We start from the raw sequence: 13,875 nt of genomic DNA on the forward strand, positions 1-13,875 counted from the left end.
CATGCGTCTCGACGTCGTCACCATCTTTCCCGAGTATCTCGAACCGCTTCGTGCTGCCTTGCTGGGCAAGGCAATCGAACGTGGCTTGATCTCGGTCGACGTCCACGATCTTCGGTCGTGGACCCATGACGTACACAAAGCCGTCGACGATTCCCCGTACGGCGGCGGGCCCGGCATGGTCATGAAACCCACCGTCTGGGGCCCGGCGCTCGACGACGTGATCGGTCGCTCCGATACTTCCGGCCCGGATGATGCCGAGACGATCTTGGTGGTGCCGACTCCCGCCGGCGTCCCGTTTATTCAGGCGACCGCACATCGCTGGGCCACCGCCAAGCACCTTGTCTTCGCCTGCGGCCGATACGAAGGTATCGACCAACGCGTCTTCGACGACGCCGCCAAGCGAGTTCGCGTCGAAGAAGTCAGTATCGGCGATTACGTTCTGATCGGCGGTGAAGCAGCCGTGCTGGTGATGGTCGAGGCTGTTGTGCGACTGATGCCCGGTGTTCTCGGCAATCAGCTGTCACACCAAGAGGATTCGTTCTCCGACGGGCTCCTCGAAGGGCCCAGTTACACTCGCCCCGCCGTGTGGCGTGATCTCGAGGTTCCGCCTGTTCTGCTTTCCGGAGATCACGCGAAGATCAAGGCGTGGCGCCATGAGCAGTCGCTGCAGCGCACGGCCGAGCGTCGACCGGATCTACTTCCTTAGGTATTTCTCTTCAACCAGGTGATGCTTGCGCCGTCGTCGAGCGATTCGGTTGCAGTCGGTGTGAACAGTGTCGGCTCGAAGTTACCTCTGATCATCGGTATGCCCGCGCCGGCGACAACCGGATACCTTTTGACGATCAACTCGTCGATCTCCGGTAGTAGTTCGCCGGCGAGAGTTCCGCCGCCGCACAGCCAGATATCTTGTCCTTCTTCCTCTTTGAGGGATCTGACGACCGCACGTGGATCGGTGCGAACGATGGTGACCGCGGGATCCTCGGCGCCAGGGAGGGTGCTGGAGACGACGAACTGGCGCAGGTGCGCAAAAGGGCTGGTCACGCCGAGGCTCAGCCCGGGCTCGTAAGAGCCGCGGCCCATGACGACCGTGTCGAAGGTTCTGTTGGGTGCGTCCTCGATTCCGAGAGCGGGCCGCACATGCGTTGGCACGGTCTCGGGATATCGATCACATATCCAGGCCGTGATCTGTTCGGAAACCGGGAAGAAATCGAATTCGCCGTCTGGTCCCGCGATGTAGCCGTCGAGGGAAGCTCCCACGTAGTACACAAGCTTTCGCATCAAACGCTCCGTTCGTAGTACTATGTTTGTAGTGGTTTAACTTAGGGTCGTGTCAGGAGTGATGTCAAGTGCGAAAGAACCCGGAACGACGGCTTGCCCTGATCGACGCGGCAATCGAGGTGTTGGCCCGAGAGGGTGCTCGAGGCTTGACTTTTCGAGCCGTCGACACCCAGGCAGCCGTGCCGAACGGGACAGCGTCGAACTACTTCTCCAATCGCGACGACCTACTCACGCAGGCCGGTGGCCGGATCTACGAGCGACTGATTCCGGACGACCTCGAGGGATTGATCGATCCCGTCAACGGCACCGATCGTGAGCGACTGGTGACGCTCATGCTCGACGTGGTCGAGCGGGTCACCTCGTTTGGAACGGGTTTCCTCGCGCTCATGGAGTTGCGGCTGGAGGCGATACGTCGTCCGGACCTGCGAGCGGTCCTGACCGTCCGCATCCGAGAAGACTTCGATCTGAACGTAGCCAATCATCTGGCGTCGGGCGTGCCGGGTGATGCGATGACCGTTCGCCTGCTCTATTTGTCGCTGAACTGGCTCGTACTGGATCGACTGACATTGCCGAACCTGTTCGGGGAGGAAGATATTCGTACGATCGTCGAGGCCGCGGTGGATCGAGCGCTACCCCGCGAATCGTAGAAGGTCAGTGCCGCTCGGCAGGTTTGCGGCGGAACGAGAAGTATCGATGACCGAAGAAACTCACCCCGGCAACGATCAACATGACAACCGCCTGGGCGGGAAGCGGCGGGGCATGCAGAATCGACACCGCGATCGTTCCGAGTATCAGATTCAGCACGAGGCCACCGGAATTGACGACGATGAACGCGCCCAGGTCGCGTGCCACATGTCCGCGGACGCGGAAAACCAACGTCCGATGCAGAACGAAAGCGATGAGCACGCTGATGGAGTACGCACCGATCACAGCCACTTGATACAGATCCTTGTTGTCGAGGATCAGTGACCAGATCACGAAGAGCCCGTATCCGATCGCCGTATTGGCCACTCCGACAATGGCAAACGCGATGGGTTGATGCTTGACCACCCGCAGCAGTGGGCCGGGGTTCTCGGGTGATGCGATGTCTTCGGTCATGAAGACTCGGTTTTCACGATGTTGATCCGGTCCTTGCGTCGTGTCCGCAGATACATCCACTCGAGCACACCGAGGCCGAGGATTCCGGCGACCATCGAAGCGCCGCCGACCTTCCATCCCGGGGGTCGCCACGTGAGGACAAGTTCAGCGTCCTTCGTCCCGGCTGGGATGTCCACGGTGACAAAGGACTTCGCGACGACGTCGATCGGGACAGGCTGATCGTCGAGGCTAGCTCGATACCCGGGCCAGCCGAGCCGTGCGAACACAACCTTGCCGCCGGTCTCCGAACTGACACGAAGGGTGCTCGACATGTTCGATTCCGCGGTCGAAACAGCTTCGACGCCACGGGTATCGGCGATGCGGCCGTTTCGTGTCGAGACGGGGCCGTCGACGCGTTCGAGCACGGAGATGTAGTTCTCGTGTCCGGGGTAGTCGACCCATGTCCACCCGTCGGGGGCCGGGTTCTTACGTGCATCGGGGTAGAGGGCGTTCTGCAGTACGACGCGGTCCACCTTCATCAGGTCGACGATGGTGCGGCCGGTGGTGGGTTCGACGGTGAATGCCCGTCGGAAGGCGTCGGGGCAGACGCTCATGTCCCAGCGCATGCAGAGCAGATCACCGAAGTAGAAGTGCCCGTTAGGGGTGTAGCCGCTGGTGTAGGTCAGTTCGAGGTCTTTGGGGTAGTTTCCGAAAGCCAGGGAACCGTATGCTCCGTCGAGGGTTTTGTCCCCGGGTGCGATGAGTGCACGGTCGCCCAGTTGCAGTGTCGTGCCTTCGAAGTCGGGGAAGGCCTCTTTCATCTCCGAGCGGGATTCGGGCAGGTTCCAGCTCATCGGGGTTGGTTGCGCGGCCCGAACCTGGGCGTAGGCGATGGGGGAGACCGCGACGATCGCTACGAGGCATGCGAAAGCAGTGCCTTTGGTACGGCCGAGCCAGACCATCGCGGCGCCGAGTGCGGCAACGAGCAGGGCTGAGATCACATGCCATTTCGCGAGCCCGGGAGCTGCCGAAGCGGACCTGATCAGAAGCACGCCCACGAGGATTCCCGCTGCAACGCACCGTCCGCGCAACTTGTCGGTCGTGGCGAAACGCCCGAGCAGGATGCACACCAGAAGCAGGAGTCCGATGGCCACCATCGGAAGCACGCGCGCGGGCCACCGCAGTGGGCCGATCGTGCTCGGCCCGGCAGTCCACATGAGGACGGCGACCGTGAAGATCCCGACGGCGGTCAATTCGCGTGCCGCGGCGCGTGCCTTGCCCCAGTCGATGAATGCCAGAGCTGGAATGAGGAACCACGCGACGTAGACCATGGGCATGGTCTGGATGTATCCCCACCACGAGGAGAATGCGGGCATCGTGCTCGGCAGGCTCGCGTTCAGCGATTCCGACCAGGGAACGGCGAGGAATGCGTCGTTCTTGACTTCGGATGCACCGCGCCAGGTGACGTCGGCGGTGAGCAGGCTCGGCAGATACGTCGCGAGACCGGCGAGGGCGGCACAGGCAGACACCGCCAGAAGCCGCAGCGACGGCAGCCAACGCCGCTGATAGACAACTTCGCCGATTGCGACCGCACCGATCATTAAGCCGGATTCGACTGCGGGGAAAACATATTGCACCGACATCGCGAGATACAAGAACACGAAGGTCGGGATCGGACCGCTCTTGCCTCTGGCGTAGCGGATTGCCGAGGCCCACGCCTGCACCATCCAGGCAGTGCCGGTGAAGGCTGTCATCCAACTGGCCGAGTCGAAGAAGAGGAGGAAACCGGTGAACGGAATCGAGACTCCGGCGACCGCAGCCCACGTAGGCTTCGAGCCGTACTCCAGGCAGATCCGATAGACGCCCAGCGCAAGGATGATCGCGAAGATCAATTTCACGATCGTCGCGTACAGCGCCAGGTTGTCGAAGGACGGTGCGATCAGGTCGATCAGAAGTTGTGGCGGATTGAGAAGGCCCGCTTCCTCGATCGCGTAGTTGCCGGCCATCCAGTTCTCGGGGACGAGTACCGGCAGGTGTCCTTCTCGCAGGCTACGGCCGAGCATGACCCACAGCGGCGCGTACTGGGACTCGGTGTCGTCGGTGTAGAAGTGACGAGCGTTCGCGAGCACCACGGCCAGGTAGCCGGCGATGACACCGACCGCCGTGACGGCGCCCCACTTGTACACGTCTGCCCGGGCGAGAGTGCGAGTTTCCACCACGAGTTCCAGACCTTAACAGGGCAGGTGGGGCGCGCGGAGACGCGAGCGCATCACGCGCCGTCGGCATCCGAAGTCCGGACATCTCTGCGTGTTAAAGTTCGCGACGGTGTGGGCCCGATCGTGCCTGTCTCTCGGCGCCAGTCGAGCCCCCTGAAGGGAGTGGAAGCGAGTGCACTCGATTTCCGTCGTAGTGCCCGTTTATCAGGGCGAAAAGACGATCACGGCGCTCGTCGAGGAGTTGGACGGCCTGTGCGCACCGAGTTCGACGCCCGGTGGAGCGCAGTTCACCGTCGACGAGATCGTGCTGGTTCACGACAACGGTCCGGACCGTTCCGACGTCGTGTTACTCGAATTGGAGCGCCGTTTCGATCAGGTGCGTGTCGTGTGGCTCAGTCGCAACTACGGCCAGGACGCGGCGACTATCGCCGGTATGGCCGTTGCACGTGGCCAGTGGATCGTGACGATGGACGAAGACGGCCAGCACGACCCGGTGCACATCGGGGCTTTCCTCGACACCGCGCTGACGGAGCGATCCGATCTCGTGTATTCCAAACCCACGAACACCCGCCCGCATGGATTCTTGCGGAACCTGACCTCGCGCGGCGCAAAGATCGTCTTGGCGACGGTATTCGCGTTCCCTGATTCGACGAGATTCGAAAGTTACCGCCTGATCCGAGGTGACATCGGCCGACAGTTGGCCGGCGTCGCCGCCAACGGTGTGTATCTGGACGTCGCGCTGACGTGGGTTGTCGGCAATACCGCCACGGCGCCGGTGACACTTCGAGCGGAAGGCCGCGAGGAATCGGGGTACAACTATCGCCGTTTGTTCTCGTTGTTCTGGAAGATGGTGTTGTGTAGCGGAACCCGCGGTCTGCGGCTGGTGAGTCTGCTCGGGGTCACCCTGGCGTCGGCCGGTGTGATCATGGCTGCGGTGATCTTCGTCCAAGCCATGACCGGTGACAACAACGACCCGGAAGGATGGGCGTCGATCATCATGGCGCTGCTGGTCTGTTCGGGTGCGATCCTGTTCTCGCTCGGTCTCATCGCCGAATACCTTGGCGTGGCACTGCACGTCCTTGTCGGAAAGCCTCTGTATCTGACTGTCGATTCACCGCGGCCCGGAACCTCGATCGATCGGCGTAGTCGTGAGCACTGATCGCATCATCTTCTCCCGCCCCTATCGGGCATCGAACGAATTGTCGAATCTGGCAACGGTTCTGGAGTCCGATCACATTCACGGTGACGGACGTTTCACCAAGTCCGCGACTGCAGCACTCAAAGCGATCACCGGATCCACGCATGCTCTGCTGACGACCTCGTGCACGCACGCACTCGAATTGGGTGCGCTGCTACTCGAATTGGGCCCAGGTGACGAGGTGATCGTCCCGAGCTTCGCGTTCAGTTCGGCGGCAACCGCCGTCGCGTTGCGCGGGGCCACTGTTGTTTTCGTCGACATCGATCCGAGTACCGGCAATATCGATCCCGACTGCGTCGCAGCGGCAATCACGGAACGAACGAAAGCAGTACTGGTCATGCATTACGGCGGAGTCGCCGCCGACATGGAACCTCTCCTCGACCTCGCGGAACTCCACGGTGTCGCGTTGATCGAAGACAACGCTCACGGGCTCGGCGGAAAGTGGCGCGGGCGGGCGCTCGGCACCATCGGAACTATCGGTACGCAGAGTTTTCACGACACCAAGAACGTTCACTGCGGCGAGGGTGGCGCGCTGTTGCTCTCCGACGATCAGTTGATGACCCGCGCCGAAATCATCCGTGAGAAGGGGACCGACCGTGCGCGTTTCCTGCGCGGCCAGGTCGACAAGTATTCGTGGCAGGACATCGGGTCGAGTTATCTGCCCAGTGAACTCAATGCCGCTGTCCTCGACGCACAACTCTCGGAGTTCGACGCGATTCAGGCGGCCAGGCATCGCGTCTGGGATGCCTACAGCGTGAGTCTGGGCGAGTGGGCGTCCGAGAACGGTGTCGTTCCCATGGCGGTTCCCGATGATCGCGAGCACACCGCGCACCTGTTCTATCTCAAGATGCCTACCGAAGAGAGCCGCGACGGCTTGATTCGGCATCTCGCCGCCGACGGAATCGTGGCGCCGTTCCACTACATTCCGCTCGATACGAGTGCGGCCGGTGTGCGCTACGGACGAACACCGGAGCCGTGTGTGCGTAGCGCCGAGTTCTCCGCGTCGATCCTTCGACTGCCGCTGTGGCCCATGCTCACGTCCGAACAACAGGAACGGGTCATCGGTTCCGTCCTCGAGTACAAGCAGGCTTGAGGACTAACACGACCGCGTGGATCGAATCAGGGCCCGGAAGCTTCGGGCATCACCGAATCCGCGGTCGTGGATGCCGCCGCCCAGTCGTCGATGCTTCCGCTCGGGAAGAGAATCTGTGTGACGCCGGTGACCGTGTCACGTGCGTGCAGTGCGCTTTCGTCGTCGACGGCGTCGGTGAACGAGGTGTCGGGATAGAAGCTGTCCTCGTCCGTGTACTGGACGTCTTCTCGCGAACCGATTGCGATGATGTATCGGTTGTCGTCACCGACGATGCCGGTGGACAGATGGATCCACTTGTCCTCGACACAGCACATCCAGCCTTGCTTGACTCCGATGACCGACTCGCCGAACAAGGCCTCGGGCAATCCGAACCTCTGGTCGTAGCCGTCGGTTCCTTCGGGAGTGGATTGCCTCAGGTACTCGACGAATTGCTCTACCCGCTCAGGTCCGAGTTGGTCGGAGTCGTCGAGGACGCCGTTGTAGAAAGTGACCAGGTCGTGCGTCGTGGTCTCGGTGTTCCACCACATTCCGTCCCACGGCGGCGTCGTCGCGGTCAGTGCGTAACGCTCGGCAACCCGGGTGATCACCTCCTGACCGCCGACCTCGTCCCACAGAAGGTTGGCTGCGGTGTCGTCGGAGGATTCGAGCATTGCCGCCATGAGGGTGCGATCGTCGTCGGTCATGGGCCGCTCGCCGCGAGCGTCCTGATGGAGGAGATCCTCGGCGATGAAAAGTTTTGCCACCGAGGCAGTTTCGATTTGCTGGTCGCCGGCAACATCGAGGTACTTGTCCGAGGATCGATCGAGGACGGCGATGGAGACGTCCGCACCACGCCCGAGCGCCGCCACCTGAGCTTGAGCCAGTCGGCCGTCGAGAGTCTCCGCGACCGGAACATTGGTGTCGGGGAAGGCGGGGGTCTGCATCGAATCATCCGGGTTCTGTCCGCCGCTGCACGAAGCCGCAAAAGTAACTGCGGCCGCCATTGCGGCAATCCGGACGTACCGCGTACTCATCTGTTTCCCCCGGTAGCCCTGACACGGCACTGTTGCCGATCTTCTTGTCTCAGGATAGCGGTAGGGTCGGATCTCGTGATTCTCAAGACCGTGAACCAGCGCATTGCCGAGGAACTCGACGTCCGCGAAGGCCAGGTTGCAGCAGCAGTCGACCTTCTCGACGGCGGAGCCACGGTGCCCTTCATCGCCCGGTACCGCAAGGAAGTCACCGGCACGCTCGACGACGCCCAGTTGCGACTCCTGGACGAGCGGCTGCGGTATCTCCGCGAGCTCGACGACCGTCGTGACGCCGTGCTCACGGAGATCGACTCTCAGGGCAAACTCGACGATCAACTGCGCGGTCAGATCATGCTGGCCGAGACAAAAGCGCGGCTGGAGGACATCTACCTCCCCTTCAAGCCGAAGCGGCGCACCAAGGCGCAGATCGCCCGCGAGGCCGGCCACGAGCCCGTCGCGGACGCTCTCATCGGAGATCCCACCACCGATCCCGCGCAGTATTCGGACGAGCAACTCGACGGTGCCCGGTCGATCCTCGTGGAGCGCTTCGCCGAGGACGCCGATCTGGTCGGTGAATTGCGCGAGCTTATGTGGAGTCGCGGCCAGGTCGTCTCCTCGGTCCGCAAGGGCAAGGAAACCGATGGCTCGAAGTTTGCTGACTACTTCGAGTTCTCGGAACCGTTCTCCAAACTGCCCTCGCACCGCATCCTCGCCGTCCTGCGCGGAGAGAAGGAAGAAGTGCTGTCGCTCAACATGGCGGCCGACACCGAAGAACTCGCGCCGGGGGAGCGCACAGTCTACGAAGGCCGCATCGCGTCGCGGTTCGAGATCGCCGACCGCGGTCGGGCCGCCGACGGGTGGCTTCTCGACACCGTCAAGTGGGCGTGGAAGACGAAGTTCGCCGTCACGCTCGGTATCGACACTCGAATGCGTCTGCGGCAGTCGGCCGAAAAGGACGCCGTCGACGTCTTCGCCACCAACCTCAAGGATCTACTCCTCGCGGCTCCCGCCGGCGCCCGACCCACCATGGGACTCGACCCCGGATTCCGTACCGGAACCAAGGTTGCCGTCGTCGACGGAACCGGCAAAGTTGTTGCATACGAGACGATTTACCCGCACCAGCCGCAGAACAAGTGGGACGCGGCGCTTGCGACGCTTGCCGGGCTGGTCGCCAAGCACGGCGTCGAACTGATCGCCATCGGCAACGGCACGGCCTCTCGCGAGACCGACACGCTCGCTACCGAACTGATCAAGAAGACGGGCGCGCCCAACCTGACCAAGATCGTCGTCTCCGAGGCAGGCGCATCGGTGTACTCGGCTTCGGCCTACGCGTCGCAGGAACTTCCCGACCTCGACGTCTCGATTCGCGGTGCGGTGTCCATTGCGCGTCGCCTTCAGGATCCTTTGGCGGAGTTGGTCAAGATCGATCCCAAGTCCATCGGTGTCGGTCAGTACCAGCACGACATCACCGAATCGCTGCTCTCACGTTCCCTCGACGCCGTCGTCGAGGATGCCGTCAACTCGGTCGGCGTCGACGTCAACACCGCGTCCGTGCCGCTGCTCGCTCGGGTGTCCGGAATCGCAGGTTCCCTAGCGGAGAGCATCGTCGCCCATCGGGACCAGAACGGTCCGTTCAAGTCCCGCAAGGGACTCAAGGACGTCTCCCGACTGGGACCCAAGGCTTTCGAGCAGTGCGCAGGCTTCTTGCGGATCACCGACGGCGACGACCCTCTCGACGCGTCGAGCGTCCACCCGGAGGCATATCCGGTGGTTCGCAAGATCGTTGCCAGTGCCGGCGGGGACGTGCGCACCGTGATCGGAAACTCGCAGGCACTTCGATCGGTCAAGGCGTCCGACTACGTCGACGAGCGATTCGGTCTACCGACCGTCACCGACATCATCTCCGAGTTGGAGAAGCCGGGACGAGATCCACGACCCGAATTCAAGACCGCGACCTTTGCCGCAGGCATCGAGAAAGTCGCGCATCTCAAGCCCGGTATGACTCTCGAAGGTGTGGTCACCAACGTCGCAGCCTTCGGTGCCTTCGTCGACATCGGAGTTCATCAGGACGGTCTGGTTCACGTCTCGGCTATGTCACACAACTTCGTCAAGGACCCACGCGAGGTCGTCAAGTCAGGTGACGTCGTCAAGGTGAAGGTCCTCGAAGTGGACGAGGCACGCCAACGCATCGGGCTGACGCTTCGTCTCGACGACGAGGTGGGCGCGCCCCGCAAGTCCGAAGGCCCGCGTGGTGGGCAACCTCAGCGTCAGGGCCAGTCGCAGGGTCAGCGTCAGGGGCAGGGGCAGGGGCAGGGCCAGCAACGAGGTAATGGCGGACGTCAGGGTGGACGCGAGTCGCGTCCGGACAACCGCGCGCCTGCTGCCGGGTCGATGGCTGAGGCTCTGCGCAAGGCGGGCTTCGGCAAGTAATTCCGTCCGCCGGGTTTTCGGAGTCCGTATCGTCTCATTCGAGTCGGTTGGCGGTATCAATCGGAAGAATGATCGGATCTGAAATTCGGTGAAGGGAGGACGGTGATGCGGGAGTGGCTCGAGCGCGAGATCATCGCCCATGGCCGATTGCCATTGCTGTTCTTCCTGCTCGGATTCCTCTCTGCCTTCCTCTTCATCCGTCTCAGCGTCCGGATGATCCGTGCGCAGGTGAAATGGTGGCCGGGCAACATCGCGCCCGGAGGTCAGCACGTGCATCACGTCGTGTTCGGTGTGATCGCCATGATGATCTCCGGTGGTGCGCTGATCGCGGTCTACGTCGATGGTTCGCAGACCACCGGTGCCGTCCTGGCGGCGATCTTCGGTATGGGTGCGGCGTTGGTGCTCGACGAGTTCGCACTGATCTTCTATCTGAAGGATGTGTACTGGTCCGAGCAAGGTCGGACCTCGGTGGATGCGGTTTTCGTCGCAATCGCGGTGACCGGTCTGGTGCTGTTGGGTTTCCGCCCGCTCGAACTTCTCGACGTCGCCGGGTTCCGTGAAGAACGGGATCCGTGGATCAAGTTGGTCTTCGTTTTTGTCGCGTTGATCAACTTCGCCTTGGCGGCAATCGTGATTCTCAAGGGGAAGATATGGACGGGGCTCGTCGGCCTGTTCGTCTTTCCGCTGCTGGTAATCGGAGCGGTTCGCTTGAGCCGGCCGGGTGCGCCGTGGGCTCGCTGGCGGTACACGCGCAAGCCGAAACGGATGAACCGCGCGCTCGAGCGTGAGCGGAAATGGCGTCGACCGGTCATCCGGGCCAAGATCTACGTCCAGGATCTCATTGCCGGATCACCGAGCGTCGAGCATGCGATGACCGCGGCCGAGCAGGAACTGGACCACACCATCCACGCGGCCCCGCCACCACCGATTTCCCCGCTGGTGTCCGCGTCTGGCACAATGGACGGGTTGCCTGGACCAGGCAGCAGCACTTGATCTGGGCACGAACCAGACGAGCGCCGTTTCGGGAGACCGAAACGCGTGCCGCTCGGTTCCTCTGCTCCTGCGAAATACAAGGATGACATATGAACACCCTGGACTTCCTGGACAAAAAGTCGCTCCGCGACGACATCCCCGAGTTCCGTCCCGGCGACACGCTCAACGTGAACGTCAAGGTTATCGAAGGCTCCAAGGAGCGCGTGCAGGTCTTCAAGGGCGTCGTTATTCGTCGCCAGGGCGGCGGCGTTCGCGAGACCTTCACCGTCCGTAAGGTCTCCTTCGGCGTCGGCGTCGAGCGCACCTTCCCGGTTCACAGCCCCACGCTGGCCTCCATCGAGGTTCTGACCCGCGGTGACGTCCGTCGCGCCAAGCTGTACTACCTCCGTGAGCTTCGTGGCAAGAAGGCGAAGATCAAGGAAAAGCGCTGATCTTTCCGATGAGCCCGGCACCGCGTACGCGCGGTGTCGGGCTAATCTGGTTTCTGTGGCAGATTCTTCGAAGGAGCAGGCATTGTCGTCCGGACCCGAGAATCACGAGGGATCAAGCGGTTCCGCGGAACCGACCTCACATCGGCCGCAGAAGAAACAGCGATCGTTCCTGCGAGAACTCCCTGTTCTGATCGGCGTAGCGCTGGTACTCAGCATCGTCCTTCAGGCATTTGTCTTCAGAGTTTTTCTCATCCCATCCGAGTCGATGGAACCGACACTGCACGGCTGTGCAGGATGTACCGGTGACCGCATCGTGGTGGAGAAGATCGGATACCGCTTCGGCGATCCGGAACCCGGCGACGTCGTCGTCTTCAAGGGACCCGATTCGTGGAACACGAAATATGTGTCCAATCGGTCCGACAACGTTGTCGTTCGCGGCATTCAAGAGGTCGGTTCGTGGGTCGGCCTCGTTCCGCCGGACGAGAACGACTTGGTCAAGCGAGTGATCGCTACCGGCGGCCAGACCGTCGAATGCTGTGACGATCAGGGCCGAGTCCTGGTCGACGGCAAGCCGCTCGACGAGCCGTACATCAAGATGGATTTCCCGTTCACTCCGGGAACACAAACGTGTGACACCGAATTGAAGTCGGGCCGCTGCTTCGGACCGATCACCGTTCCCGAGGGCCACGTGTGGGTCATGGGTGACAACCGCAGCAATTCCGCCGACTCGCGCTACCACGTGGACGACGAGTTCCAGGGAACAGTCCCGATCGACAACATCATCGGTCAAGCTCGATTCATCGTCCTTCCCCCGTCGCGAATGGGCGGCATCGATGCGCCTGATATTCAGGGCAATTGAGTTGTCGTACCGCACACATGGATTCGCGTAGTTCCGAGTAGGCAGAGACAGTGAGTAGTTGGCCCCCTCGCGTCGTCATTCGCAGATCGGCAGGTCTGCGGACGATGGAGTCTGCGTTGGCGCGAACCGGACTCGGTCCGGTCGCCGGCGTCGACGAAGCCGGGCGCGGAGCGTGCGCTGGTCCACTCGTCATTGCAGCGTGTGTCCTGGCGCCGAAACCGCAAGCGGCACTGGCGCGGCTCGACGATTCGAAGAAGCTGACCGAACGTGCGCGCGAGGAGCTTTTCCCGGCGATCAAGCGCTTGGCGTTGGCGTGGAGTGTTATTTCGGTACCCGCTGCGGAAGTCGATCAGATCGGTATCCACGTTGCCAACATCGAGGGGATGCGACGAGCAGTTGCGGGCCTCGACCTCGAACCGGGCTATGTCCTCACCGACGGGTTCCGGGTTCCGGGTTTGACGGCTCCGTCGCTGCCGGTCATCGGCGGTGACGGCGCCGCTGCATGTATCGCCGCGGCGAGCGTTCTCGCGAAGGTGACCCGAGATCGTGTGATGACCGAGATGGACGACACTCATCCCGGATACGGCTTCGCGATTCACAAGGGATACAGCACGCCACTGCACATGGACGCTCTCGACGAGCTGGGGCCGTGCCCCGAGCATCGCATGACGTACGCAAACGTGGTGGCTGCGGGAGTCCGGTTGGAACAACGCGCGGGCCGTACGGGATGATGGACGTTCAGACGAACTGGGAGGACTGGCTAAACCGATGAGTGCCGAGGATCTCGAGAAGTACGAAACCGAGATGGAGCTGTCGCTCTACCGTGAATACCGGGACATCGTCGGACAGTTCTCCTACGTCGTGGAGACCGAACGACGTTTCTACCTGGCCAACACGGTCGAGTTGCTGCCCCACAATTCAGACGGGGAGATCTACTTCGAACTGCGGATGTCCGACGCCTGGGTGTGGGACATGTACCGCCCGGCGCGATTCGTGAAGTACGTACGCGTCGTGACGTTCAAGGACGTCAACATCGAAGAGCTGGACAAGCCGGATCTGCGCCTTCCTGACTGATCTGCGCTTGCCGGACTGATCTTGACAACGTCCTTGAACGTCACGACGCGTACGTACTTCACGAATCGCGCCGGGCGGTACATGTCCCACACCCAGGCGTCGGACATCCGCAGTTCGAAGTAGATCTCCCCGTCTGAATTGTGGGGCAGCAACTCGACCGTGTTGGCCAGGTAGAAACGTCGTTCGGTCTCCACGACGTAGGAGAACTGTCCGACG

The 13,875-nt window shown here is 62.1% G+C and carries 14 protein-coding genes and 1 pseudogene; 10 read left to right on the forward strand and 5 right to left on the reverse strand.

Going from position 1 to position 13,875, the window contains the following annotated elements; genetic code table 11:
* The first annotated feature begins 1 nt into the window (after position 1).
* Positions 2-706 (forward strand): tRNA (guanosine(37)-N1)-methyltransferase TrmD, encoded by a 705-nt coding sequence (gene trmD / locus FEZ59_RS28270; RefSeq protein WP_172933489.1) that lies wholly within the window; start codon positions 2-4, stop codon positions 704-706.
* Here the strand turns inward: trmD and FEZ59_RS28275 are convergent.
* Positions 703-1,278: a dihydrofolate reductase family protein gene (locus tag FEZ59_RS28275; RefSeq protein ID WP_060938668.1), complete on the reverse strand. Its 576-nt coding sequence runs from the start codon at positions 1,276-1,278 to the stop codon at positions 703-705. The two genes, trmD and FEZ59_RS28275, sit on opposite strands and share 4 nt — an antisense overlap.
* Before the next feature lie 68 nt (positions 1,279-1,346).
* On the opposite strand from FEZ59_RS28275, the gene FEZ59_RS28280 reads away from it, so the two are divergent.
* Complete coding sequence (locus tag FEZ59_RS28280) at positions 1,347-1,925, forward strand: TetR/AcrR family transcriptional regulator (protein WP_020969331.1); 579 nt, start codon at positions 1,347-1,349, stop codon at positions 1,923-1,925.
* Positions 1,926-1,929: 4 nt separating this feature from the next.
* Here the strand turns inward: FEZ59_RS28280 and FEZ59_RS28285 are convergent, their stop codons facing one another.
* Together FEZ59_RS28285 and FEZ59_RS28290 are read right to left on the reverse strand one after the other, a co-directional pair.
* The gene (locus FEZ59_RS28285; RefSeq protein ID WP_020969332.1) at positions 1,930-2,376 is read right to left on the reverse strand and encodes a GtrA family protein; all 447 of its coding nucleotides are present in this window, start codon (positions 2,374-2,376) and stop codon (positions 1,930-1,932) included.
* A complete protein-coding gene (locus FEZ59_RS28290; protein WP_172933490.1) occupies positions 2,373-4,571 on the reverse strand; it encodes a hypothetical protein in 2,199 nt (732 codons plus the stop codon). Before FEZ59_RS28290 ends, FEZ59_RS28285 begins: the two co-directional genes overlap by 4 nt.
* A gap of 172 nt (positions 4,572-4,743) precedes the next feature.
* On the opposite strand from FEZ59_RS28290, the gene FEZ59_RS28295 reads away from it, so the two are divergent.
* Both FEZ59_RS28295 and rffA read left to right on the forward strand, forming a co-directional pair.
* Complete coding sequence (locus FEZ59_RS28295) at positions 4,744-5,730, forward strand: glycosyltransferase (protein ID WP_019747967.1); 987 nt, start codon at positions 4,744-4,746, stop codon at positions 5,728-5,730.
* A complete protein-coding gene (gene rffA / locus FEZ59_RS28300; protein ID WP_021343913.1) occupies positions 5,720-6,862 on the forward strand; it encodes a dTDP-4-amino-4,6-dideoxygalactose transaminase in 1,143 nt (380 codons plus the stop codon). Before FEZ59_RS28295 ends, rffA begins: the two co-directional genes overlap by 11 nt.
* A gap of 26 nt (positions 6,863-6,888) precedes the next feature.
* Here the strand turns inward: rffA and FEZ59_RS28305 are convergent, their stop codons facing one another.
* Positions 6,889-7,875: a serine hydrolase gene (locus tag FEZ59_RS28305; protein ID WP_021343914.1), complete on the reverse strand. Its 987-nt coding sequence runs from the start codon at positions 7,873-7,875 to the stop codon at positions 6,889-6,891.
* A 75-nt stretch (positions 7,876-7,950) separates the two neighbouring features.
* Here FEZ59_RS28305 and FEZ59_RS28310 point away from each other — a divergent pair, with 75 nt between their 5' ends.
* From FEZ59_RS28310 to FEZ59_RS28335, 6 genes are all read left to right on the forward strand, one after another.
* Positions 7,951-10,302 carry a Tex-like N-terminal domain-containing protein gene (locus tag FEZ59_RS28310; RefSeq protein WP_172933491.1) on the forward strand — a complete coding sequence of 784 codons (2,352 nt, stop codon included), beginning with the start codon at positions 7,951-7,953 and terminating at the stop codon, positions 10,300-10,302.
* Positions 10,303-10,407: 105 nt separating this feature from the next.
* The gene (locus tag FEZ59_RS28315) at positions 10,408-11,295 is read left to right on the forward strand and encodes a hypothetical protein (protein WP_003942742.1); all 888 of its coding nucleotides are present in this window, start codon (positions 10,408-10,410) and stop codon (positions 11,293-11,295) included.
* 89 nt (positions 11,296-11,384) lie between these two features.
* The gene (gene rplS, locus FEZ59_RS28320; RefSeq protein ID WP_003942791.1) at positions 11,385-11,726 is read left to right on the forward strand and encodes a 50S ribosomal protein L19; all 342 of its coding nucleotides are present in this window, start codon (positions 11,385-11,387) and stop codon (positions 11,724-11,726) included.
* Positions 11,727-11,781: 55 nt separating this feature from the next.
* Complete coding sequence (lepB, locus tag FEZ59_RS28325; RefSeq protein WP_003942787.1) at positions 11,782-12,585, forward strand: signal peptidase I; 804 nt, start codon at positions 11,782-11,784, stop codon at positions 12,583-12,585.
* Positions 12,586-12,635: 50 nt separating this feature from the next.
* Entirely contained in the window at positions 12,636-13,316 is a 681-nt protein-coding gene (locus FEZ59_RS28330) for a ribonuclease HII (protein WP_024487346.1), read from the forward strand.
* Positions 13,317-13,353: 37 nt separating this feature from the next.
* Positions 13,354-13,659 carry a DUF2469 domain-containing protein gene (locus tag FEZ59_RS28335; protein WP_003942715.1) on the forward strand — a complete coding sequence of 102 codons (306 nt, stop codon included), beginning with the start codon at positions 13,354-13,356 and terminating at the stop codon, positions 13,657-13,659.
* A 29-nt stretch (positions 13,660-13,688) separates the two neighbouring features.
* Here FEZ59_RS28335 and FEZ59_RS28340 read toward each other — a convergent pair.
* Positions 13,689-13,875 (reverse strand): annotated as a pseudogene (locus tag FEZ59_RS28340) (DUF2469 family protein); the annotation flags it as partial.

It is taken from the genome of Rhodococcus sp. MS13, assembly GCF_013277835.1.
Classification (GTDB): Bacteria; Actinomycetota; Actinomycetes; order Mycobacteriales; family Mycobacteriaceae; genus Rhodococcus_F; species Rhodococcus_F erythropolis.

Coding starts and splice junctions, on each gene's coding strand:
- FEZ59_RS28315 (WP_003942742.1), top strand. CDS start 10,408: ATGCGGGAGTGGCTCGAGCGCGAGATCATCGCCCATGGCCGATTGCCA.
- FEZ59_RS28285 (WP_020969332.1), bottom strand. CDS start 2,376: ATGACCGAAGACATCGCATCACCCGAGAACCCCGGCCCACTGCTGCGG.
- FEZ59_RS28335 (WP_003942715.1), top strand. CDS start 13,354: ATGAGTGCCGAGGATCTCGAGAAGTACGAAACCGAGATGGAGCTGTCG.
- trmD (WP_172933489.1), top strand. CDS start 2: ATGCGTCTCGACGTCGTCACCATCTTTCCCGAGTATCTCGAACCGCTT.
- rplS (WP_003942791.1), top strand. CDS start 11,385: ATGAACACCCTGGACTTCCTGGACAAAAAGTCGCTCCGCGACGACATC.
- FEZ59_RS28275 (WP_060938668.1), bottom strand. CDS start 1,278: ATGCGAAAGCTTGTGTACTACGTGGGAGCTTCCCTCGACGGCTACATC.
- FEZ59_RS28305 (WP_021343914.1), bottom strand. CDS start 7,875: ATGAGTACGCGGTACGTCCGGATTGCCGCAATGGCGGCCGCAGTTACT.